20 protein-coding genes and 1 pseudogene are annotated in these 21,681 nt (G+C 73.2%); 12 read left to right on the top strand and 9 right to left on the bottom strand.

The window, feature by feature from the left end; translation table 11 throughout:
* Positions 1-47 precede the first annotated feature (47 nt).
* The 6 genes from ACWEPF_RS03660 to ACWEPF_RS03635 all read right to left on the bottom strand — a co-directional run bounded on the left by ACWEPF_RS03660 (position 48) and on the right by ACWEPF_RS03635 (position 6,040).
* Positions 48-1,034: a TerC family protein gene (locus tag ACWEPF_RS03660; RefSeq protein ID WP_345288640.1), complete on the bottom strand. Its 987-nt coding sequence runs from the start codon at positions 1,032-1,034 to the stop codon at positions 48-50.
* Positions 1,035-1,263: 229 nt separating this feature from the next.
* Complete coding sequence (locus ACWEPF_RS03655; protein WP_345288639.1) at positions 1,264-1,842, bottom strand: TerD family protein; 579 nt, start codon at positions 1,840-1,842, stop codon at positions 1,264-1,266.
* A 191-nt stretch (positions 1,843-2,033) separates the two neighbouring features.
* Positions 2,034-2,768: a hypothetical protein gene (locus ACWEPF_RS03650; protein WP_452171264.1), complete on the bottom strand. Its 735-nt coding sequence runs from the start codon at positions 2,766-2,768 to the stop codon at positions 2,034-2,036.
* 51 nt (positions 2,769-2,819) lie between these two features.
* Positions 2,820-4,910: an excinuclease ABC subunit UvrB gene (gene uvrB / locus ACWEPF_RS03645; RefSeq protein WP_345288638.1), complete on the bottom strand. Its 2,091-nt coding sequence runs from the start codon at positions 4,908-4,910 to the stop codon at positions 2,820-2,822.
* Positions 4,911-4,956: 46 nt separating this feature from the next.
* Positions 4,957-5,316, bottom strand: a complete 360-nt coding sequence (locus ACWEPF_RS03640; RefSeq protein ID WP_452171263.1) for a hypothetical protein — start codon at positions 5,314-5,316, stop codon at positions 4,957-4,959.
* 28 nt (positions 5,317-5,344) lie between these two features.
* Complete coding sequence (locus ACWEPF_RS03635) at positions 5,345-6,040, bottom strand: DUF6445 family protein (RefSeq protein ID WP_452171262.1); 696 nt, start codon at positions 6,038-6,040, stop codon at positions 5,345-5,347.
* A gap of 171 nt (positions 6,041-6,211) precedes the next feature.
* Here ACWEPF_RS03635 and ACWEPF_RS03630 point away from each other — a divergent pair, with 171 nt between their 5' ends.
* Positions 6,212-7,039 carry a polysaccharide deacetylase family protein gene (locus tag ACWEPF_RS03630; RefSeq protein ID WP_452171261.1) on the top strand — a complete coding sequence of 276 codons (828 nt, stop codon included), beginning with the start codon at positions 6,212-6,214 and terminating at the stop codon, positions 7,037-7,039.
* A gap of 187 nt (positions 7,040-7,226) precedes the next feature.
* Here ACWEPF_RS03630 and zapE read toward each other — a convergent pair whose 3' ends face one another.
* The gene (zapE, locus tag ACWEPF_RS03625) at positions 7,227-8,333 is read right to left on the bottom strand and encodes a cell division protein ZapE (protein WP_345288634.1); all 1,107 of its coding nucleotides are present in this window, start codon (positions 8,331-8,333) and stop codon (positions 7,227-7,229) included.
* Between zapE and ACWEPF_RS03620 the strand changes: the two genes are divergently transcribed.
* The 5 genes from ACWEPF_RS03620 to ACWEPF_RS03600 all read left to right on the top strand — a co-directional run bounded on the left by ACWEPF_RS03620 (position 8,332) and on the right by ACWEPF_RS03600 (position 14,046).
* Positions 8,332-9,114, top strand: a complete 783-nt coding sequence (locus ACWEPF_RS03620; RefSeq protein ID WP_452171260.1) for a pyrimidine reductase family protein — start codon at positions 8,332-8,334, stop codon at positions 9,112-9,114. The genes zapE and ACWEPF_RS03620 overlap by 2 nt on opposite strands.
* 117 nt (positions 9,115-9,231) lie before the next feature.
* On the top strand, positions 9,232-9,690 hold the full coding sequence (locus tag ACWEPF_RS03615) for an indole-3-glycerol phosphate synthase (protein WP_452171259.1): 459 nt from the start codon (positions 9,232-9,234) through the stop codon (positions 9,688-9,690).
* A 77-nt stretch (positions 9,691-9,767) separates the two neighbouring features.
* The gene (gene murC / locus ACWEPF_RS03610) at positions 9,768-11,171 is read left to right on the top strand and encodes a UDP-N-acetylmuramate--L-alanine ligase (RefSeq protein ID WP_452171258.1); all 1,404 of its coding nucleotides are present in this window, start codon (positions 9,768-9,770) and stop codon (positions 11,169-11,171) included.
* 21 nt (positions 11,172-11,192) lie between these two features.
* Positions 11,193-11,597 carry a peptide-methionine (R)-S-oxide reductase MsrB gene (msrB, locus tag ACWEPF_RS03605; RefSeq protein ID WP_345288630.1) on the top strand — a complete coding sequence of 135 codons (405 nt, stop codon included), beginning with the start codon at positions 11,193-11,195 and terminating at the stop codon, positions 11,595-11,597.
* Positions 11,598-11,781: 184 nt separating this feature from the next.
* A complete protein-coding gene (locus ACWEPF_RS03600) occupies positions 11,782-14,046 on the top strand; it encodes a restriction endonuclease (RefSeq protein ID WP_452171257.1) in 2,265 nt (754 codons plus the stop codon).
* Between the two features lies 1 nt (position 14,047).
* On the opposite strand, the gene ACWEPF_RS03595 is transcribed toward ACWEPF_RS03600, so the two are convergent.
* Entirely contained in the window at positions 14,048-14,968 is a 921-nt protein-coding gene (locus tag ACWEPF_RS03595) for a GNAT family N-acetyltransferase (protein WP_452171256.1), read from the bottom strand.
* A gap of 221 nt (positions 14,969-15,189) precedes the next feature.
* Here ACWEPF_RS03595 and ACWEPF_RS03590 point away from each other — a divergent pair.
* From ACWEPF_RS03590 to ACWEPF_RS03565, 6 genes and pseudogenes are all read left to right on the top strand, one after another.
* Positions 15,190-16,483, top strand: a pseudogene (locus ACWEPF_RS03590) (DUF692 domain-containing protein).
* Between the two features lie 194 nt (positions 16,484-16,677).
* Complete coding sequence (locus tag ACWEPF_RS03585; RefSeq protein WP_452171255.1) at positions 16,678-17,718, top strand: TIGR04222 domain-containing membrane protein; 1,041 nt, start codon at positions 16,678-16,680, stop codon at positions 17,716-17,718.
* A gap of 1 nt (position 17,719) precedes the next feature.
* Positions 17,720-18,676: a TIGR04222 domain-containing membrane protein gene (locus tag ACWEPF_RS03580; RefSeq protein ID WP_452171254.1), complete on the top strand. Its 957-nt coding sequence runs from the start codon at positions 17,720-17,722 to the stop codon at positions 18,674-18,676.
* Positions 18,677-18,753: 77 nt separating this feature from the next.
* The gene (locus ACWEPF_RS03575; protein ID WP_452171253.1) at positions 18,754-19,500 is read left to right on the top strand and encodes a hypothetical protein; all 747 of its coding nucleotides are present in this window, start codon (positions 18,754-18,756) and stop codon (positions 19,498-19,500) included.
* Positions 19,497-19,895, top strand: coding sequence for a winged helix-turn-helix domain-containing protein (locus tag ACWEPF_RS03570; RefSeq protein WP_452171252.1), 399 nt, complete (start codon positions 19,497-19,499; stop codon positions 19,893-19,895). Before ACWEPF_RS03575 ends, ACWEPF_RS03570 begins: the two co-directional genes overlap by 4 nt.
* Positions 19,896-20,016: 121 nt before the next feature.
* Entirely contained in the window at positions 20,017-20,790 is a 774-nt protein-coding gene (locus ACWEPF_RS03565) for a TIGR04222 domain-containing membrane protein (RefSeq protein ID WP_452171251.1), read from the top strand.
* A gap of 86 nt (positions 20,791-20,876) precedes the next feature.
* Here ACWEPF_RS03565 and hemQ read toward each other — a convergent pair whose 3' ends face one another.
* The gene (gene hemQ, locus ACWEPF_RS03560; RefSeq protein WP_452171250.1) at positions 20,877-21,587 is read right to left on the bottom strand and encodes a hydrogen peroxide-dependent heme synthase; all 711 of its coding nucleotides are present in this window, start codon (positions 21,585-21,587) and stop codon (positions 20,877-20,879) included.
* Between the last annotated feature and the right edge of the window lie 94 nt (positions 21,588-21,681).

Genomic DNA, 21,681 nt, shown 5'->3' with positions numbered 1-21,681 from the left:
CTGAGGTGGGTTGGTCGGGGCCCTGCCGTTCTTGGGGTGGTGGAGCGTCAGGCGTCGATCTCGTCCTTGGACTCCGCCCGCTCGGCCCTCTCCTGCTTCCGGGAGGCCATCAGCGAGGTGATGGTGGTGATCACCAGGACGCCGCAGATGACGCCGAGGGAGACCGGGATGCTGATCTCGGGGACGTGGACGCCGCTCTCGTGCAGGGCGTGCAGCACCAGCTTCACGCCGATGAAGCCGAGGATCACCGAGAGGCCGTAGCTGAGGTGGACCAGCTTCTTCAGCAGGCCGCCGATCAGGAAGTAGAGCTGGCGCAGGCCCATCAGGGCGAACGCGTTGGCGGTGAAGACGATGTACGGGTCCTGGGTCAGGCCGAAGATGGCCGGGATCGAGTCCAGGGCGAACAGGACGTCGGTGGTGCCGATCGCGAGCATCACGATCAGCATCGGCGTCATCAGCCGCTTGCCGTTCTCACGGATCGTCAGCTTGGTGCCGTGGTACTTGTCGGTCGACGGGAAGCGCTTCTCGATCGACTTGAGCAGGCGGTTCTCCTCGAACTCCTCCTCCTCGTCGTCGCCCATGGCCTCCTTGACCAGCTTGTACGCGGTCCAGATGAGGAAGGCGCCGAAGATGTAGAAGACCCAGGAGAACTCGGAGACCAGGGCTGCGCCACCGGCGATGAAGACCGCCCGGAGCACCAGCGCGATGATCACGCCGACCATCAGCACGCGCTGCTGGTAGATCCTGGGCACCGCGAACTTGCCCATGATCAGGATGAAGACGAAGAGGTTGTCGACGCTCAACGACTTCTCGGTGATGTACCCGGCGAAGAACTCGCCGGCCGGCTGCGAACCGCCGTACCACCAGAGGAACCCGCCGAACAGGATGGCCAGCACGATCCAGACGGTGGTCCAGATCCCGGCCTCCTTGATGGAGACCTCGTGCGGCTTGCGGCCACCGATGAAGAAGTCGGCCACGATCAGGGCGACGAGCACCCCGATCGTCCCGACCCACAGGCCCACGGAAACGTCCACTTAGCTGCTCCTCCGGCAGGTAGGCGAGAGACAGTCATCGTCACTGCCGGAGGTCTCTTCCGCCCGTCGGGCCGGCTCCGCCTGGCCCACGGACCAGCGCCCCGGGGCACCGACTTCGGCGCCCGTGATGACGGGAACACTGCGGGGGAATACTCCCCTCCGTTCCACCGAGGCTAACAGAAGAACCAAGGAAAGGTAAAGAAGGTAAAGAACTCCCCCTGGCGCGCCGTCAGAGGAAGGGCTCGATCGCCGGGAGCATGTCCTGGAAGGTGCGCGCCTTGGCCGGCGCCCCGATCGCCTGCATCCCCCAGCCGCCGACGCCGTCCCGGTAGACCTTGGCCATGATCTGGCCGGTGTGCGGGCCGCCGCCGGTCAGCTCGTAGCGGGCCAGCTCCTGGCCGGTGGACTCGTCCACCAGGCGGCAGTGCGCCTGCTGCACCTCGGCGAAGCTCTGACCGGTGTAGGACGAGACCGTGAAGATCACCTGGGTGATGTGCACGGGGACCTGGGCGAGGTCCACCAGGATCGACTCGTCGTCCTCCGAGCCGACGCCGCCGATCAGGTTGTCCCCGGTGTGCCGGACGGAGCCGTCGTTGCTCACCAGGTGGTGGAAGAAGACCACGTCGGACGGGGTGCGCTCGGCGTACAGCAGCGCGGAGGCGTCGAGGTCGATCTGACGGGTGCGACTGCCGAACAGCCCGCGCTTGGGCGCCGCCTTCCACCCCAGTCCCATCCGGACCACCGACAGAGACTCGCCCGAGCTCTTCTGCAGGCTCACCCGTTGGCCCTTGGCCAGGTTCACCGACACGGCAATGCCCTCTCTCCTCGGCCCGGCCCACCCACCGGACCGGCGCAACGGCGGACACCCCCTTGCCGTCCCCCGGCCGAGGCCCCCTGCGCGGGCACGGAGCCCACGGCCCCCAACCCTATGGCCTGCGGGCATCCGCCCCGTGCAAGGGGAGTACCCCGTGGCGCCCCGGCCGACGCGACGCGTTCCGGTCAGCCACGCTTGAACTCCACCGGGCCCGCGTCCATCAGCACCGTCCCGTCGGTGTGCAGCACCGGACGGCGTTCGGTGCGCCGGCGGCCGTACCGCTCGACGTGACCGATCGTCACCCCCTGCGGGTCGGTGAAGTCCACGAAGGCGATGGCCACCCAGTAGGAGGTGGCGGCGTCCTCGTAGAGGGGCACCGTCACCGTCGAGCCCCGGCCGTCCGAGACCTCCACCCGGGCCCCGTAGCTGCGGAAGCTGCCGGAGCCGTTGCCCACCGCGCTGTACGCGCAGATCAGCGCGTACCCCTGCCGGTCGGGGCGGACGATCCGGACGGTCTCCTCCCCCGGCACCCTGGCGTCGCCGTCGAGCAGCAGGTACGGCTCCGCCGCCAGCGAGCCGAGGTCCTTCCAGTAGACCGCCCTGCCGGAGTCCGTCCGGCCCTCCAGCTCCGCCTTCTGCGCGGCGGCCGCAGCCTTGTCCTTCGCCCCGAACAGGCCGCGCTCCAGCTGCGGGAAGACGTACCCGGGCGGGTGCGCCCCGGTCGGCGCCACGGCGTCGGCCGGGACGTACAGGGCGTAGAGGTCGAGGTCCGCGCCGCGGGCCCGGCGGGCGTCGCTGCCGCCGTCCCAGCGGAGCGAGGCGGTGACGGTCAGCCCGCGGTCGCCCTTGTCCAGGGAGATCCGGGCCCGGTCGCCCTTGGCGAGGCTGACGGGGCGGGGGCCTGCGGTGTCGGAGTCCATCCCGGGATTCAAACACCGCAGGCCGCACCGGGCGAGCCGCGGGGCGGCCGGCTACGCCATGCCGGCTTCGCGCATCTGGCGGAGCTCCTTCTTCAGCTCGCCGATCTCGTCGCGCAGGCGGGCCGCCAGCTCGAACTGGAGGTCGGCGGCTGCGGCGTGCATGCGGTCGGTGAACTGCTGGATGAGGTCGGCGAGTTCGGCCGCGGGAAGGCTCTTGGCGGGCTTGCGGTCGGCGCCCAGGGCGGGGACCGGGGCCTTGCCCTTGCCGGACTGGCGGTAGCCGGTGGAGAGCAGCTCCTCGGTGTCCAGGTCCTCGCGGGAGAGGGTGTCCAGGATGTCGCCGATCTTCTTGCGGAGCGGCTGCGGGTCGATGCCGTGCTCGGTGTTGTAGGCCTGCTGGACCTCGCGGCGGCGGTTGGTCTCCTCGATCGCCAGCTCCATCGAGGGGGTGATCCGGTCCGCGTACATGTGGACCTGGCCGGAGACGTTGCGGGCCGCGCGGCCGATGGTCTGGATCAGCGAGGTGCCGGAGCGCAGGAAGCCCTCCTTGTCCGCGTCCAGGATCGCGACCAGGGAGACCTCGGGGAGGTCGAGGCCCTCGCGGAGCAGGTTGATGCCGACCAGGACGTCGAACTTGCCGGCCCGCAGCTCGCGGAGCAGCTCGACCCGGCGCAGGGTGTCGACGTCGCTGTGCAGGTACTGCACGCGGATGTCGAGACCGAGCAGGTAGTCCGTCAGGTCCTCGGACATCTTCTTGGTGAGGGTGGTGACCAGGACCCGCTCGTCCTTCTCGATCCGCTTGCGGATCTCGTGCACCAGGTCGTCGATCTGACCCTCCGTCGGCTTGACGATCACCTCGGGGTCGATCAGGCCGGTCGGGCGGATGATCTGCCGGACCTCGCCGTCGCTCCGGGCCAGTTCGTACTTGCCGGGGGTGGCCGAGAGGTAGACCGCCTGCCCGATCCGCTCCTGGAACTCCTCCCACTTGAGCGGGCGGTTGTCCAGCGCGGAGGGCAGCCGGAAGCCGTGGTCGACCAGCGAGCGCTTGCGGGAGGCGTCGCCCTCGTACATCGCGCCGATCTGCGGGACCGTCACGTGCGACTCGTCGATGACCAGCAGGAAGTCGTCGGGGAAGTAGTCGAGCAGCGTGTTCGGCGGGGAGCCGGGCTCGCGGCCGTCGAAGTGCATCGAGTAGTTCTCCACGCCGGAGCAGCTGCCGATCTGGCGGAGCATCTCGATGTCGTAGGTGGTGCGCATCCGCAGCCGCTGGGCCTCCAGCAGCTTGCCCTGCTTCTCCAGCACGGCGAGCCGCTCCTCCAGCTCCTTCTCGATGTCGTTCACCGCGCGCTCCAGGCGCTCGGGGCCGGCCACGTAGTGCGAGGCGGGGAAGACGTACATCGACTCGTTCTGGCTGATGATCTCGCCGGTGAGCGGGTGCAGCGTGTAGAGCGCCTCGATCTCGTCGCCGAACATCTCGATCCGGAGCGCCAGCTCCTCGTAGACCGGGAAGATCTCGATGGTGTCGCCGCGGACCCGGAAGGTGCCGCGGGTGAAGGCGAGGTCGTTGCGGGTGTACTGCATGTCGACGAAGCGGCGCAGCAGCGCGTCCCGGTCGACCTCCTCGCCGACGTGCAGCTGGGCCATCCGGTCGACGTACTCCTGCGGCGTGCCGAGGCCGTAGATGCAGGAGACCGAGGCGACCACGACCACGTCGCGGCGGGTGAGCAGCGAGTTGGTCGCGGAGTGGCGCAGGCGCTCGACCTCCTCGTTGATCGAGGAGTCCTTCTCGATGTAGGTGTCCGTCTGCGGGACGTAGGCCTCGGGCTGGTAGTAGTCGTAGTACGAGACGAAGTACTCGACCGCGTTGTTCGGCAGGAGCTCGCGGAACTCGTTGGCCAGCTGGGCCGCGAGCGTCTTGTTCGGCGCCATCACCAGGGTGGGGCGCTGGAGCTTCTCGATCATCCACGCGGTGGTCGCGGACTTGCCGGTGCCGGTGGCACCGAGCAGGACGACGTCCTTCTCGCCCGCGCGGATGCGGCGCTCCAGCTCGGCGATGGCCGCCGGCTGGTCACCGCTGGGCTGGTAGGGGCTGACGACCTCGAAGGGCGCCGTGGAACGCTCGATCTTCGTGATGGGACGCACGCCACCACCGTACGACCAGCCACCGACAATCCCCGAGCCTCGCTGCTCAGGGCCGGGCGGCCAAGGCGTTGCGGACCAGCAGCCGGCCCGCCCGGCGGAAGGAGCGCTCGCTGGAGTCGACCTCGTGGACCCGCAGCCGGCGGAGCACCACCACGACGGCCGGAGCCAGCCCCTGCTCGGCCAGCTCCTCCCGGACGCCCTCGGCGACCGCTCCGTACAGCTCCTCCAGTGACCAGCCGTCCGGCGCCTCCGCCTCCGGCGCGGTCTCGAAGGCCAGGCCCGGCTCCCAGGGCTCGAAGTCCACCGTGACGTCCGCGAAGTCCGAGGGACAGCTGACCTGCCAGACGTACACCGCCCGGACCTCACGGAGCGGGCGGGACGGGAAGGGTTCGGTGGAGGTGGTCATCCCGGCACCGTAGTGAGCCGACGCCGGGTCACGCCATCCAGAAGAAGACCGCCGTCATCCGCTTCTCCTCCAGGGTCGCGCCCCAGTACTCGGTGGCGGTGTGGATCAGGTTGGCGGTGTAGAGCAGCAGCCGGTTGTACCGGTGCGGGACGGCGAGGTCCTCGGTGAAGGAGTCGGCGGGGACGTAGCGGGTGCCGAGGGCGTCGACCAGGCTGTTGTGCGGGGCGGTGACCTGGTTCCCGCCGAGGCGTCCGCCGGGGAGGCTCTGACGGTGGAAGCTGGTGCCGCAGCGGGCGGGGACCGTGGGGTTGAGGTAGAGCACGGCGGCGTACCGGCAGAGCGCGCGGGAGTCGGTGTGCGGCCGGGGTTCGCTCTCCCCCGCGCCGACCACCTGGACGCAGTTGTGGTTGAAGGTGCCGCCCTCGGCCTCGCCCAGGGCCCAGATCCGGGAGGCGCCGGTGGCCCTGCGGACCTTCGCCTCGACCAGGGCCAGCTCGTCCGGCAGCAGGGCCGGCATGGCGCGCAGCCCGGGCCAGGCCTCGGGCTTGTGCGGGTAGCCCTCCTCCCACTCCTCGACGGCCAGGCAGCGGGCGCGGACCTCGTCCGCGTCGGGCAGCACGTCGTCGAGCACCCAGTAGTCGCGGCCCTTGGTGGGCTTGCGGTACGGGAGGACGGGCAGCACGGGACGGCCGGGCACGGGCCGGCGCAGCAGCTCAGGGGGCATGGGGCCGACCCTAGGAGCGGTCCGGCCCACGACTCTCCCGCAGAGTGGTCAACTCTTGGCCACGGACCGTCAACTTTTGGTCTGGTCAGCTTCGTTCACGATCGAGGCCCGGATGGTCCGCTCGGCGCACCCGAGTCGTACGGGAGTTCCACGCTCCCTAAGCTGGCCGCGATGAACGCCGACCGCCGCACCGTGCTGCGCTCCGCCGCGGGACTGGCCACCGCCGCCGCCCTCGGGGCCCTGTCCGCCTGCTCCGCCTCCGGGCCCCCGGTGGCGGAGGGCCCGGCCTCCCCGCCGCCCTCCCCCACGCCCACCCCCGTGCCCTCGGCGACGCCGGCGTCCTCCTCCGCGGCCAGCCGCCCGCCGGTGGTCCCGGCCTTCGCCCCGCTGGCGCCGGGCACCCCGGTGGAGGTGGTCAACGGGCCGCGCACCCGCTCCGAGATCGCCCTGACCTTCCACGGCGAGGGCGACCCGGCCCAGGCCACCGCCCTCCTGGAACGGGCCGAGGCGCACGGCGTCAAGCTCACCGTGCTGGCGGTGGGCCGCTGGCTGGACCAGCAGCCCCAGATGGCCGAGCGGATACTGCGGGGCGGCCACGAGCTCGGCAACCACACCCAGAACCACCGGGACCTCAACGCGCTGACGCCGGATCAGGTGCACGCGGAGATCGCCGAGTGCGCGGACCGGCTGCGCCGGCTGACGGGCTCGATCGGGCGGTGGTTCCGGCCCTCCGCCGCGCAGTACGCCAGCCGGGTGGTCCGCGAACAGGCCCGGCTGGTCGGCTACGAGCACTGCCTGTCCTTCGACGTCGACCCGCACGACTACGCCGATCCCGGCGCCGACCTGCTCCAGCGCCGCCTGCTCCGCTCCGTCCGCAGCGGCTCCGTCGTCGCCCTCCACATGGGCCACCAGGGCACCGTCGACGCCCTCCCCGGCCTCCTCGACGGCCTCCACCGCCTCGGCCTCCAACCGGTGACGGCCAGCCAACTCTGCGCCTGACGACGGCCGCCCGGTAGGGCAAGTGCTCAGGGGCGCGAGGAACTGCGCGAGTACGGAAGGCGGACCAGGGCCAGATCGGGGCAGGCGAGCCAGTTGCACGTGCTGCCGTTCCCCCGCGCGCAGTTCCCCGCGCCCCTGAGCGCCTGCCCTTCCGCGCCGCCTGCCTACGCCGAGTCCCCTGCGGGAGCTACGCCGCGCTGTCGCGGGCCAGCGCGACCAGCCGGGAGATCGCCCGGAGGTACTTCTTGCGGTAGCCGCCGCGCAGCAGCTCCTCCGGGAAGACCTGGTCGAACGGCAGGCCGGAGGCCGTGATCGGCAGCTCCCGGTCGTACATCCGGTCGGCGAGCACCACCAGCCGCAGAGCGGTGGACTGGTCGTCGACCTGGTGCACGCCGCGCAGGAAGACCGCCTGGACGTCGTCGAGCAGCGCGCCGTAGCGGCTGGGGTGGACGACCTTCAGGTGCTCCAGCAGCGCGTCGAAGTCGTCGAGCGCCGCCCCCGGCGTCTCCCCGGCCCGCGCGGTGACGGCCTCGTCCGAGTACGGCGGCGGGGCGTCCGGGAGGCCGCGGTGACGGTAGTCCTGGCCGTCGATCCGCAGCGGGCGGAAGTGTGCGGAGAGGCCCTGGATCTCGCGGAGGAAGTCCGCGGCGGCGAAGCGGCCCTCGCCGAGCTTCTCGGGCAGGGTGTTGGAGGTGGCGCAGAGCTTGACGCCGTTCTCGACCAGGCGGCTGAGCAGCGTGGAGACCAGCACCGTGTCGCCCGGGTCGTCGAGCTCGAACTCGTCGATGCAGAGCAGCCGGTGGGTGGAGAGGGTCTGGACGGCGGTCTGGAAGCCGAGGGCGCCGACCAGGTTGGTCAGCTCGACGAAGGTGCCGAAGGACTTGGGCCCGGGGGTGGCGTGCCAGAGCGAGGCCAGCAGGTGGGTCTTGCCGACGCCGTAACCGCCGTCGAGGTAGACGCCGGCCGGGCCGGTGGGCGCGGGGGCGGAGCGGCGGAACCAGCCCTTCTTCGCCGGAGCGCTGGCCGCCTGGATGCCCGCCGCGAACTCCTCCAGGACCTGGACGGCCTCGTACTGGCTGGGCTGCGTCGGGTCCGGGTTGTAACTGCCGAAGCTCACGTCGGCGAAGCGCGGCGGCGGCACCATCTCGGCGACCAGGCGCTCGGCCGGGACGACCGGCCGGCGGGAGGTGAGCGCGATCGGAGCGGCGGTCGGGGCGTCGGTCGCTATGGCATCGGGGCGGGAGGCTGCGGGCACGTTAGTAGAGGGTACCGGCCGTGGAAGACTCGACCTCATGCAGCAGCTGATCAGCCCGAACGGCGTCAGGTACGAGGACCTCCACTCCCTGGAGGCGCTCGCCGAGGTCTACGCGTACCCCGACCAGGTGAACCGCGGCCGCCCCTGGCTGCGGGCCAACATGGTCTCCGGGCTGGACGGCGGGGCCAGGCTGGACGGCGTCTCGGAGGGGCTTTCCGGAGACGCCGACAAGCGGATCTTCGGGGTGCTGCGGGCGCTGAGCGACGTGGTGCTGGTGGGGGCCGAGACGGTCCGTTCCGAGGGGTACCGGCCGGCCCGGGCGCGCGGGGAGTTCGCGGCGGCCCGGGCGGCGGCGGGGCAGGAGCCCGCCCCGGCGATCGCGGTCGTCAGCCGGAGCCTGGGCCTGGCGCTCTCCGCCCCGCTGTTCACCGAGCCGCTGGTCCGGACGGTGGTGGTCACCACCGAGGACTCCCCCGCCGAGGCCCGCGCGGCGGTGGCCCGGGTGGCCGACCTGATCGTGGCCGGGAAGGGCGACGTGGACCTGACGCTGGCTCAGCAGGAGCTGACCGCGCGGGGCTGGACCAGGCAGCTCACCGAGGGCGGCCCCCGGCTGCTCGGGCAGCTGACGGCGGCCGGGCTGGTGGACGAACTCTGCCTCTCGCTGGCCCCCCTGCTCACCGGCGGCGACGCGCCACGAATCCTCCACAATGCGGAAATGTCTGACACGCAGTCGATGCGGCTGCTCTCATTGATCGAGGAGAAAGGTTTCCTCTTCAGCCGCTACCTGCGGCTGGAAGGCCCCTCCCCCACCCCGCAGTGATCCGAATCGCACCGTGGCCCATGTGGCGCGTGTGCAGCGTGAGGAAAGCATCCTCCGGGCACTATGGGAGTCGGGAAGGGACACCGCCCGGGGGCCTGCACCTGCGAAGGGACGCACGTGTTCAAGACCGTACTGATGATCGAGAAGGCGCTCTCCGACGCCGACGTGGAGCTGGTCACCACGCTCCACGGCGAGGAGGAGGTCTCCTTCGTCGTCCTGATCCAGCCGCGCGGCAAGCAGGGCGAACTGCTGCGCGCCCTCGACGACGTGGCCCTCGGCCACCTGGAGAAGGCGGTGCACGAGCACGAGGAGCAGGAGGCCCCCACCCTGGCGGGCGAATCGCTCCAGCACAGCCTGCGCCACCTCCAGCGGGCCGGGGCCGAAGCGGTCGGCGAGGTGGTCGAGGAGGATCCGCTGGACCGGCTGCGCGAGGTGGTCGAGGAGCACTCCGCCGACGAGGTACTGGTCCTGACGTCGCCTCACTTCGTGGAGGAGTTCTTCCACCGCGACTGGGCCTCGCAGGCCCGGCACAAGGTGGGCGTGCCGGTGCTCAAGCTGTTCGCCAGCGACTCCTGAGCCCGCACGGGGCGGCGCCTGAGTTAGGGCAGAATCGTCCTTGCCCCTGACAGCACCGAGGTACGACGGAGCACTCCTTGAACGACGCCGCGCACGACCTGCACGCCCCGCACTTCATCGGCATCGGTGGCGCGGGGATGTCCGGCCTGGCGAAGATCCTCGCGGTGCGCGGCGCCCGGGTCTCCGGCAGCGATTCCAAGGACTCCGAGACCGTGCGGGCGCTGCGCGCGCTCGGCGCCAGCGTCGCGGTCGGTCACGCGGCCGAGAACCTGCCCGCCGGGGTGAGCAGCGTGGTGGTCTCCAGCGCGATCCGGGCCGACAACCCCGAGCTGGCGGCCGCCCGCGAGCGCGGCGTCCCGGTGGTGCACCGCTCCGACGCGCTGGCCGCCCTGATGGGCGGCCGCCGCGCGCTGGCGGTGGCGGGCACCCACGGCAAGACCACCACGACCTCGATGCTCGCCGTCTCGCTCGGCGAGCTCGGTCTGGAGCCCTCGTACGCGATCGGCGGCGACCTGGACGCCCCGGGCTCCAACGCCCACCACGGCGCCGGCGAGATCTTCGTCGCCGAGGCGGACGAGAGCGACCGCAGCTTCCACAAGTACGCGCCCGAGGTCGCCATCGTCCTCAACGTGGAGCTGGACCACCACGCCAACTACGCCTCCATGGACGAGATCCACGAGTCCTTCGAGACCTTCGTCGGCCGGATCGTGCCCGGCGGCACCCTGGTCGTCTCGGCCGACCAGGACGGCGCCCGCGAGCTCACCGGCCGGGTCCGCGGCCGCGACGGCCTGCGGGTGGTCACCTACGGCGAGGCCGAGGACGCCGACATCCGGGTGCTGGCCGTCACGCCGCACGGCATGACCAGCGAGGTGACGGTCCTCCTGGACGGCACCGAGCTGACCTTCACCGTCTCCGTGCCCGGCCGCCACTACGCGCACAACGCGGTGGCCGCGCTGGCCGCCGGCGTCGCCCTCGGCGTCCCGGCCGCGGACCTGGCCAAGGCGCTCGGCTCCTACACCGGCGTCAAGCGCCGGCTGCAGCTCAAGGGCGAGGCCGGCGGGGTCCAGGTGATCGACTCCTACGCCCACCACCCGACCGAGATGACCGCCGACCTGGAGGCGATCCGGGAGGCCGCCGAGGGCCGGGTGCTGGTGGTCTTCCAGCCCCACCTGTTCTCCCGCACCCAGCAGCTCTCCGAGGAGATGGGGCAGGCGCTGGCGCTGGCCGACGCCTCCGTCGTCCTCGACATCTACCCCGCCCGCGAGGACCCGGTCCCCGGCGTCACCAGCGAGCTGATCATCGACGCGGCCCGCCGGGCGGGCGCCGACGTCCGGGCCGAGCACGTGTTCGCGGACGCTCCGGCGGTGCTCGCCTCGCTGGCGCGGCCGGGCGACCTGGTGCTCACCATGGGCGCGGGCGACGTGACCGACCTCGGGCCGGAGATCGTTTCTCGGCTCGCCGGTGTTGCACCCTCTGCCTGAACCCTCCAGGAGGAGAGACCCGTGAGCTACGAGATCGAGAAGACCGAGGCCGAGTGGCGCGAGCAGCTCAGCCCCGAGGAGTACCACGTGCTCCGCGAGGCCGGCACCGAGCGCCCGTTCGTCGGCGAGTACACCGACACCAAGACGGTCGGCGTGTACTCCTGCCGTGCCTGCGGAGCCGAACTGTTCAGCAGCGAGACCAAGTTCGACAGCCACTGCGGCTGGCCGTCCTACTACGCCCCGCTGGCCGAGGACCGGGTCCAGTACATCGAGGACACCTCGATGGGCATGAAGCGGGTCGAGGTCCGCTGCGCCACCTGCGGCGGACACCTCGGCCACGTCTTCGAGGGCGAGGGCTACGGCACCCCGACCGACCAGCGCTACTGCATCAACAGCATCTCCCTGACGCTCCGCCCCGCGGAGTAGCCGCACCCCACCGGAACCCCTGCGGGAGGCTCGCACGACGGAGCCTCCCGCAGGGGTTCCGTGCTGCGCGGGCCCCACCGGCACGGGGCCGCCCGGCCCGTCGGACGTGCACGGATCCCGGGGGTGGGCGTGGCCCCGGAGGCGTGCCAGACTTGATCGTTCGGGTCGGTGGGAGGGGACGGGAATGGCCAGGCGAGGCGGCTCCGGGATGTTGGCGATGATCGCGGAGGCGCAGCGGCAGCAGGCCCGCCGCCAGGAGGAGCAGCGCCGTGCGGCGGTGGCGGCGCAGCGGCGGTTCGAGCGGGAGCAGCGGGAGGCGCAGCGGGCCGCGGCGCAGGGGGAGCGCGAGGCGCTGAAGGCGTACCACCAGGGCCGGGAGGCGGACGCGGCGCGGCGGACGGCCGAGTTGGACGAGCAGGTGGCGGAGCTGCGCGGGGTGCTGGCGCGGGGGCTGTCGGGGCGGGCCTTCCGGCTGACGGATGCTCAGGGGGCGTTCCAGCCACCGCCGTTCGACCCGGGGCCGCTGGGACGGCCGGTGCCGATGCCGGACCAGAACCGCTACCTGGTGCCGCCGCTGACCGGGCCGCAGGCGTTCAACCCGGCGACCCGGGCGCAGTGGGACGCGCAGGCCGCGCAGGCCCGCTCCCGGTTCGAGTACGACTGGCACGCCGCCCAGCGGGCGGAGGGCGAGCGGCTGCACCACCTGGCGGCGTACCGGGCGCAGTACGACGCCTGGGTCGCGGAGAACCACCGGCTGGCCGCCGACCGGGCGGGCCAGGCCGCGCGGCTGGCGGCGGAGTTGGACGCCGGGTCGGCGGAGGCGGTGGCGGACCTGTTCGAGACGGCGCTGCGGAGCCGTTCGGACTGGCCGGAGGAGTTCCCGCGCGACTGCGAGGTGGCCTGGGACGCGGCGGCCCGTCAGCTGGTGGTGGACTGGGAGCTGCCGGGCTTCGAGGTGGTCCCGGCGGTGGCCCGGGTGCGGTACGTGAAGGCCGAGGACCGGGAGTCCGAGGTGTCCCGCTCGGCCACCGAACGGAAGTCGCTCTACCGGGAGTTGCTGGCCCAGTGCGTGCTGCGGGTGCTGGCCGAGGTGTTCGGGGCCGACCAGCGCGGGCTGCTGGCCTCGGTGGTGGTGAACGGCTACGTGGAGGGCGCCGACCCGGCCAGCGGCCGGCTGGAGCAGCGGTACCTGGCCGCGGTGACGGTCCGCCAGGAGGAGTTCCGGGCGGTCGCGCTGGACCGGGTGGAGCCCCTGGACTGCCTGGTGGACGGGCTGCGCGGGCGGCTGTCGGCCAAGCCGGAGAAGCTGGAGCAGGTGCGCACCGAACGGCTGGCGGGGCAGGTCGGGACGTACCAGGCGCCGCCCGCCGGAGCGGACGGCCCCGACCTGTTCACCATGGACCCGCTGGAGTTCGAGGAGCTGGTCGCCGAGCTGTTCCGGCGGCGGGGCCTCACCACCCGCACCACCGCGCGCAGCGGGGACCAGGGCGTGGACGTGATCGCCGAGGACCCGGACCCGGTGACGGGCGGGCTGATCGTGATCCAGGCCAAGCGCTACCGCCGCACGGTGGACCCGACCGCGGTGCGGGACCTGGACGCGACCCGGGTCCACCACGGGGCGAAGAAGGGGATCCTGGTCACCACGGCCGGGTTCGGCCCGGATTCGCACCGCTGGGTGGAGGGCAAGCCGCTGACCCTGGTGGACGGGCCGATGCTGCTCGCGCTGCTGCACGAGCAGGGCCTGCCCGGCCGCCTCGGCGGCGGGCCCGAGGCCCCGGCGGCCCCGGCGGTCCCGCCCCGTCCGACGCACCCGCCGGTGACCGCCGGCAGCGAGGACGCCACCCAGGTGCTGCCGCGCGAGAACCCGGACCGGCCGCGGCCGCCGGAGGACCGGACCCGGGTGCTGCCCGTGCCGCAGGCCACCGCCCTGAGCCCGGGTCAGAACGTGGTGCTGCCCGCCGCCGGCCTGTCCGAGCTCTCGGTGCGCTTCGCCTCCACCGGCCCGGAGGCCGACCTGACGCTGCTGCTGCTCACCGAGGACGGCACGGTCCGCGGCGACGAGGACTTCGTCTTCTACCACCAACCCACCGCCGAGGGCGGCGCGGTGACGCTCCGTCCGAAGGAGCGCGGCGCGGACGGGCTGCTCACCGAGGCGGCGCTGGTCCGGCTGCCCGGGCTTCCGGGAGCGGTGCAGCGGGTCGCGGTCTCGGTGAACATGGACGCCGACTCCACCAGCACCTGCGCCGAACTCGGCCGGGCCGAGCTGGAGGTGCGGGCCGCGGACGGCAACTCCTGGTCCTTCGAGCCCCCGGCCGAGCCGGGCGTCTCGGCGATGCTGGTCGCCGAGTTCTACCGCCACCGCGGCGAGTGGAAGCTGCGCGCCGTGGGGCAGGGCTGGTCCGACGGGCTGGCCGGGCTGGCCCGGGCCCACGGCGTGGACGTGGGCTGAGTCAGCCCCGCAGCTCCTTGGTGTAGGACCACTCGCCGGCGCAACGCCGGTACCCGAGCCGCTCGTTGATGGCCAGCATCGGCGCGTTGGTCGCGTCGTTGCTGGTGTAGGCGTCGGTGATGCCCCGGGCCAGCGCGCGGTGCAGCGAGTCGGTCTTGGCCAGGGTGGCCAGGCCACGGCCCCGGTGGGCGGCGGCGGTGGTGGTGAAGGCCGACCAGTAGCGGGTGCCGCCGTCGGTCTGCACCGCGCTGAACGCGGCCGGTTCGCCGTCCACCAGCACGACCGTGGTGAGCTCGCGGTCCAGGTCCGGACGCTCCCAGACCTCGGCCAGCCAGTCCTCGTAGGAGTAGTCGTCCAGGTCCACGTCACCCGGCTCGTCCAGGGTGCCGTCGACGTCCACCCGGTAGAGCGGGTACGGGTCGGCCAGGAAGTCGGCGGCGGTGGCCAGCGTGACGTCCTCGGGCAGCGCGGGCACCGGCGGCAGCGCGGCAGTCAGCGCGAGGTGGGCGAACTGGGCGCCCCGGCCCTTCCGGTAGCCGTGCCGCTCGGCGAAGGCCGTCGCGGAGGGCTCGTCGTCCACCCAGGCGCGGATCACGGTGGCCCCGTGCCGGGCCAGGTGCCGCTCCGCCTCCGCCAGCATCGCGGTGGCGACTCCCCGGCCCCGGGCCCCGGGGTTGACGCTCAGGTTGGCGAAACCCTGGCCCTTGGTCGAGGAGGAGGCGTGCAGGCCGACCCGTCCGGAGGCCACCACCTCGCCGTCCAGCTCGGCGACCAGCAGCCGGTAGTGCTGCTCCGGCGCGGCGCTCTCCACCAGGTGGCGCACCGCCTTCGGGGACATCACCAGGTGCGGGCGGCCGGCGCTGTAGGAGGCGGCGGCGGCCTCGGCGTCGTCGGGGCGGAAGTCACGGATGATCATCGTCATAGACCGCCGACGCTAGTCTTCCCGTCACCTGCGGTCCACTGAAATTCCCCCCGGTGCCGGAAAGCTCAAGTTCAGCTCTGAGAATACCGGAGGCGGGTTGGCAGCCGCCCCGGCGGGATACATCCTCAGGCAGCGGGACAGCGCGCGAGGAAGCCGCCGGACCGACCTGAATCCACCAGACGCCGGCTCTCGGCGCGGCCCTCCGAAGGGGGCGGATCACGATGAATTCCACCGCAACGACGCTCCCCCGGCTCGGGGTCGGCGTGGGCTGGCGCCCCGAGATCGACACCGTCGTCGAGCGGCTGCCCGGCCTGGACTGGGTCGAGGTGGTGGCGGAGAACCTCTGCCCGGACGAGCTCCGGGCCGGGGAGCTGCCGCCCTCCCTGACGGTGCTGCGCGAGCGCGGCGTCCGGGTGGTGCCGCACGGCGTGGCACTGGGCCTGGGCGGGGCGGACCTGCCGGACCGCACCCGGCTGGAGCGGCTGGCGCTGACCGCCGAGGCGCTCGGCTCGCCGCTGGTCACCGAACACCTGGCGTTCGTCCGGGCCGGTGGCCGGGAGGCCGGGCACCTGCTGCCGGTGCCGCGCTCCCGGGACGCGCTGCGGGTGATCGCGGAGAACGTCCGGATCGCCCAGCAGGAGCTTCCGGTGCCACTGGCACTGGAGAACATCGCGGCCCATCTGGCCTGGCCGGACGACGAGTTGAGCGAGGGCGAGTTCCTCGCCGAGCTGGTCGAGCGGACCGGGGTGCGGCTGCTGGTCGACGTGGCCAACCTGCACACCAACCGGGTCAACCTGGGTCTGGACGTGGCCGCCGAGCTCGACCGGCTGCCGCTGGAGGCGCTGGCCTACGTGCACGTGGCGGGCGGGATCGAGCGGGACGGGGTCTGGCACGACACCCACGCCCACCCGGTGACCGCCCCGGTGCTGGAGGTGCTGGCCGAACTGCGCGCCAGGGCGGTACCGCCGGGCGTGCTGCTGGAGCGGGACGAGAACTTCCCGCCGCCCGCCGAGCTGGCGGGCGAACTCGACGCGATCCGCGAGGTGTTGGAGGGGGAACCGCACCATGTCTGAGCAGTACGAGTACCTCGTCCGGCCCGGGGCCGCCCAGGGCCCCGGCACCGGTCCGGAGCACGGCGCCGACCCGGCCCTGGTCCTGGCCCGGGCCGAACTCGCCCGCAAGCAGGGCGAGTTGCTCGACGCCCTGCTGGCCGGCGCCCCGGTGCCGGCCGGTTTCGACGAGGGTCAGGTCCGCACCCAGGCCCGGGGCCTGCTGCACAAGCGGCGGGACACCGTGGCCCGGGTGGAGCCGGAGCTGGAGCGGCTGCTCGGCCACGAGTACGGCCGGCTCTTCCTCCGGTACGCCGAGAGCCGCCCGATGACCGGCGGCTACCGGGCCGACGCCCGGGCCTTCGCCGAATGGGCGCTGGCCGCCGAACCGCAGGCTGCCTGGCGGCCCGCCCTGGAACGCCTGCTCCGACCCGCCGGACCGTCCCGACGCCGCTGGTGGCGCTGAGGCCCGCCCGGCAATCGGTTCGGCTGGTGTAAGTGGCTACCCCGGGGGCGCGAGGAACTGCGCGCGGGGGAACGGCAGCACGTGCACCTGGCTCGCATGCCCCGATCTAGCACTGGTCCGCCTTCCGCTTCGCGCAGTTCCCCGCGCCCCTGGTGCAACTGAACGCTCAAACTTCACGTACGGGGGATCCCATCATGTGGTACGCCGAGTTCGGCATCGCCGCCGCAGCCCAGCTGCTCGCGGGGTGCAACGCCCAGAACCGTCTGCGCCGGATGCGCCGGGTGCCCCAGCCGCAGGGGCTGCCGGGCCGGGGCCAGCCGCTGCTGGACGCCGCCTTCCTGGCCGGCGGCCCGACCCGGGTGGTCGACACCGTGATCGTCCGGATGCAGCAGGAGGGACGGCTGATCGTCTCCCGCTCCGGCCAGGTCACGGTCACCGACCGGAACGCCCGGGACGCGGTCGAGGCCGTCCTGATCACCGTGGCCGGCTCCTCCGGCCGCACCGACCTCTCGACCGTGCGCCGCGAGCTGGCCCGGAGCGAGCACGTCCAGCGGATCGGCGACGGCCTGGCCGCCCGCGGGCTGATGCGGCGTCCCGACCTGTTCAGGAAGGCGATGGGCGCCCGGCGGCTGTTCTGGTTCGTCCAGCTGGTGGTGATCGGCCTCGGCGTCCTGGCCGCGATCGGCTGGCTCGGGCTCTCGGCGGCCGAGCAGGGCTCCCGCTCCGCCCCGTTCTTCCCCTTCCTCGGCCTGCTGATGGTGGGCCTGTTCTGGCTGGCCGTCAGCAAGCCCGAGCGGGCCCGGATCACCCCGGCCGGCGTCCGCCAGCTGGAGCTGATCCGCACCGGCAGCCCCTGGCAACCGCACGACGCCGCCGTGTTCGGCGGGGCGCTGCTGCTCGGCGCGGTCGCGGTGGACGGCCTGGACTCCCTGGAGGACCTGGAGCTGCGGCAGGCCCTGGCCGCCCAGCAGGCGATGACCAGGACCTCCACCACCACCTCCTCGGGCTCCTCCTCCGACTCCAGCGGCTACGTCTGGTGCTCCAGCTCCTCGCCGGACACCCCCTCGTCGAGCTGCGGATCCTCCTCCAGCAGCTGCGGGTCCTCCTCGTCCAACAGCTGCGGCTCGTCGAGCAGCAGCAGCTGCGGCTCCTCGTCCTCGTCGAGCTGCGGATCCTCCTCCTCCAGCAGCTGCGGGAGCAGCTGCGGCGGCGGTGGCGGATGCGGGGGCAGCTGAGGTGGCCGGGACGCTGCCGTACGCCGAACTGCTCGCCGCCACCGCCCTGGTGGCGGTCACCGGCCTGCGGGCCACTGCGGCCAGGGTCCGGCTGGGGCGCAAGCGCGTGCCGACCCGGCGCCTGAAGGCCGAGCTCTCCGAGCTGGAGCTGGCGCACCTGCTGGGCGGGCCCGCCCTGGTGGCCGACACCGTGATCATCCGGATGCGGGACGACGGCCGGCTGGAGATCTCCCCGGACGGGCGGCTCACCGTGCTCCGCCGGCGCTCGGGGGACCCGGTCGAGGCGGAGCTGGTCCGGCAGGCCGGGCCGAGCGGACGGGCCCGCGCGGTCCCGCTGCGGCGGGCCCTGACGGCCAGTCACCCGGTGCGCCGGGTGGGCGCCCGCCTGGTCGAGCGCGGGCTGCTGCACGACCCCCGGCCGCTGCGGGCGGCGGTCCGGGCCCGGCGTGCCCTGACGGCCGCGCTCGCCCTGGGCGCCCTGCTCGGGGCGGCCGCCTGGGTGCGGCTGCTGCTGGCGCACCACCCGGTGCTGCCGACCCTGGGCGGCTTCGTCCTGCTACTCGCCCTGGGCGCCCTCTGGCGCCGGGCCACCGCCCCCGGCCCCTCCGCGCTCACCCCCTCCGGGCGCTCCCTGCTGGAGCGGCTGCGGGCCGCCGCCGGGCCCGCCGTGGCCGGCGGGGCCGCCGGGGCCGGCCTCGGAGCGACCGATCTCACCTATGCGGTGGGGGAGTTGACGCTCTACGACTGGTACACGGCCGACCCCTCCACAGGCGCTGCGGACGGCTCCTGGTCCGACCCCGGCGGCAGCCACGCCGGCGGGCACGACGGCGGATTCGGCTCCTGGGCGGACTCGGGCTCCTGGTCCGGCCACGACGGCGGGGGGTCCGGCTCCTGGGGCGGCGACGGCGGCGGCTCCTGGGGCGGCGGCGACAGCTCCGGGGGCGGGGGCGGCGGCTGACGGAACGTCACGGTCCGTTGGTGGAGGACTCCGCAGGACCCTTGCCGCCGTTCGGTTTGCCATGCAAACCTGATGGCATGGCAGACTCCGCGGTGCCCTCGAACGGCACCCCCCACGACGTCCTCGCCGCCCTCGGTGACCTGACCCGGCGCGTCCGGGCCGCCCAGCGCGGCACCTGGTTCCCCCTCCTCCTGCTCGGCCTGCTGGTGCTCGGCGGGATCGCGGTCAACCGCCTCACCCAGAGCGTGCGGGCCGTCCCGTGCGGGCCGGACGCCCCCGGCCCCGGTGGCGACTGCACCCTGGTCTCGCAGGGCTCGCCGGCCTACTGGCTGATCGGGTTCGCCCTCGTCTACACCGCCACCGCCGCCTTCTACCTCCACCGGGCCCGCCGACGCGGCGTCGGCACCACGGTCCGGCCGTACGTCCTCACCGGGGCCGCCCTGCTCCTGCTGGTCGGTGCCACCGAGTTCTGGAGCACCCGGCACGGGATGCCGGGCCCCGGCGAGCCGGTCGACCTCTGGGGGATCAGCCTCGCCCAGGGCTCCGTCGCGGCGGACCTGCTCGCCCGGCTCACCGGGACCGCGGTCACCATCGGGATCCCCCTGCTGGTGCTGTGCCGGGTGGAGCGCAGCCGCGCCCTGCTGCTGTTCACCGCCCTCTACCTGGCCGTCGAACTGACGCGGCCGGACACCAGCTGGGCCGGCATCCCGGCCACCTCGCCGTGGGCCTCGCTCCCCCGCCTCGCCCTCCCGGGCCTGCTCCTGCTGCTCGCCGCGCTCGGCTTCGGCCTGGCCGAGCGGCGCCGCGGACGTGACACCGCATGACCGGCCCGAACGACCCGACCGACCCGTACGGCCCGTGCGGCCCCGATGACCGGGACGCCACGGCCCGCCCGGCCGACCAGCACCCCGTCACCGCCCTGGACGACGTCGTCCACCAGCGCGTCCGGCTCGGCATCCTCACCGTCGCCCACCAGGCCCGCCGGGTGGAGTTCGGCTTCCTGCGCACCGCGCTCGGCCTCACGGCCGGCAACCTCAGCCAGCACCTCACCGTGCTGGAGAGGGCCGGGCTGGTCGAGATCGAGAAGGGCTACGAGGGCCGGCGCGGCCGCACCTGGCTCTCCCTCACACCGGCCGGCACCCGCGCCCTCCAGGACGAGGTCACCCAGCTCAAGCGGCTGATCCAGCAGATCGAGCAGGGGTCCATCACCCAGCGCTGACCTGCGGTTGCTCCGTGCAGGGGGCGTGCGCGGGTGGTGAAACCGACGGAGTGTCACAGTTCGGTATCGCGATCCCGAAACCCGTTCCACGGGCGGCGCGACCAGGTCTAGAACGAAACCCATGTGGTTGCTCCTGCTCCTCCCAGCCCTGCTCGCGGCCGTGCTCTCCTGCCTGCGGCTGGTCCGGGCCGCAGCCACCGCCGATTCGCTGGCCGGGCCCGCCCGGCCACGCCCCGCCGAACCGCTCGGGGTCGGCCTCTACGAGACCGCCTACCTGGCCGGCGGGCCGACCCGGGTGGTGGAGCTGGCCCTCGTGCTGATGGCCGCGCGCGGGCGGCTGCACCTGGCGCACACCGGCTTCACCTCGGTGGTCGACCCGCACGGGCGGACCCGGCTGGAGCGGGCGCTGATCGAGGAGATCGGCCCGGAGGGGCAGTGCCCGACCGGGAAGCTGCGCAGCGGGCTGGCCCACCACCCGGCGGTGCTGGAGATCGGCGGCCGACTGGTGCAGGCTGGCCTGGCCACCCCGGCGGTGGTGCGGGAGAGCACCTCGCTGGCGGTGCGTCAGGTGCGGCAGGCGCTGGTGCTCTCGGTGGTGCTGCTGGGCGGCGCGCTGGCGCTGTCCGCGCCCGGCACCGGGGACGCCGGCTCGGCGGTGGCCTGGTTCTCGCTGCCCCTGATCCTCACCAGCGGCACCCTGCTGATGGCCCGGGTCGACGTCCACCCCTACACCCGCTGGGCCAGCCCGGCCGGGCGGGACGTGCTGGCCGCGGTGCACGTCCCCCGACAGGCACTGGGCGCCTCCCCCACCGACGACGCGGTGCTCACCGCCGTCGCGGTGGTCGGCCCGGCCGCCCTGCCGGACGCCCGGCTGCGGGCGGCGCTGCGCTACTGACGGAACGCCCGAGGGGCCCACCGGTGGTGGGCCCCTCGGGCGTGCGCGGCGCTCAGGCGTGCGCGGCGCTCAGGCGTTCGCCGTGCTCAGGCGAGGCCGTTCAGCAGCTCCGCGATCGGCTTGCGGCGGCCGGTGTAGAACGGCACCTCCTCGCGGACGTGCAGCCGGGCCCGGGACGGGCGCAGGTCGCGCATCAGGTCCACGATCCGGTGCAGCTCGTCCGCCTCGAAGGCGAGCAGCCACTCGTAGTCGCCGAGGGCGAAGGAGGCCACCGTGTTGGCCCGGACGTCCGGGTAGCCGCGGGCCATCTTGCCGTGCTCGGCGAGCATGCCCCGGCGCTCCTCGTCGGGGAGCAGGTACCACTCGTAGGAGCGGACGAACGGGTACACGCAGACGTACTCGCGCGGCTGCTCGTCGGCCAGGAAGGCCGGGATGTGGGACTTGTTGAACTCGGCCGGGCGGTGCAGGGCCATGTTCGACCAGACCGGCTCCAGGTGCCGGCCCAGGCCGGTGCGGCGGAAGCGGTTGTACGCCTCCTGGAGGTCGTCCGAGCTCTCCGCGTGCCACCAGATCATCAGGTCGGCGTCGGCGCGCAGGCCCGAGACGTCGTAACTGCCGCGCACCGTCACGTCCTTGGCGTCGAGCTGGTCGAACAGCTCCTGCACCTCGGCGGCCAGCGCGGCGCGGTCCTCGGGCAGCTCGCTCTTGAGCTTGAACACCGACCACATGGTGTAGCGGATGACCTGGTTGAGGTCGCGGGCCTTCTTCTTCACGGGCTGTTCGGTCGACTCACTCATGCGCCCATTCTCCCTTCCCTGACGGACGCCCCGGTCTCCGGGGTCAACATCTCGTTGACGGCGCGGCGGGCACTGGCGATGCAGGCCGGAATGC

The sequence above is a fragment of the Kitasatospora sp. NPDC004289 genome (assembly GCF_053602875.1).
This window is presented reverse-complemented; position numbering and strand designations above follow the sequence as displayed.

Bases quoted from the DNA above. Each gene is read 5' to 3' on its own strand.
- ACWEPF_RS03635 (WP_452171262.1), bottom strand. From the start codon at position 6,040: ATGCCCCCTGAGCTGCTGCGCCGGCCCGTGCCCGGCCGTCCCGTGCTG.
- ACWEPF_RS03600 (WP_452171257.1), top strand. From the start codon at position 11,782: ATGGCCAGGCGAGGCGGCTCCGGGATGTTGGCGATGATCGCGGAGGCG.
- ACWEPF_RS03570 (WP_452171252.1), top strand. From the start codon at position 19,497: ATGACCGGCCCGAACGACCCGACCGACCCGTACGGCCCGTGCGGCCCC.
- ACWEPF_RS03565 (WP_452171251.1), top strand. From the start codon at position 20,017: ATGTGGTTGCTCCTGCTCCTCCCAGCCCTGCTCGCGGCCGTGCTCTCC.
- ACWEPF_RS03575 (WP_452171253.1), top strand. From the start codon at position 18,754: ATGGCAGACTCCGCGGTGCCCTCGAACGGCACCCCCCACGACGTCCTC.
- ACWEPF_RS03595 (WP_452171256.1), bottom strand. From the start codon at position 14,968: ATGACGATGATCATCCGTGACTTCCGCCCCGACGACGCCGAGGCCGCC.
- ACWEPF_RS03630 (WP_452171261.1), top strand. From the start codon at position 6,212: ATGAACGCCGACCGCCGCACCGTGCTGCGCTCCGCCGCGGGACTGGCC.
- ACWEPF_RS03585 (WP_452171255.1), top strand. From the start codon at position 16,678: ATGTGGTACGCCGAGTTCGGCATCGCCGCCGCAGCCCAGCTGCTCGCG.
- ACWEPF_RS03650 (WP_452171264.1), bottom strand. From the start codon at position 2,768: ATGGACTCCGACACCGCAGGCCCCCGCCCCGTCAGCCTCGCCAAGGGC.
- hemQ (WP_452171250.1), bottom strand. From the start codon at position 21,587: ATGAGTGAGTCGACCGAACAGCCCGTGAAGAAGAAGGCCCGCGACCTC.
- zapE (WP_345288634.1), bottom strand. From the start codon at position 8,333: ATGAGGTCGAGTCTTCCACGGCCGGTACCCTCTACTAACGTGCCCGCA.
- ACWEPF_RS03620 (WP_452171260.1), top strand. From the start codon at position 8,332: ATGCAGCAGCTGATCAGCCCGAACGGCGTCAGGTACGAGGACCTCCAC.
- ACWEPF_RS03640 (WP_452171263.1), bottom strand. From the start codon at position 5,316: ATGACCACCTCCACCGAACCCTTCCCGTCCCGCCCGCTCCGTGAGGTC.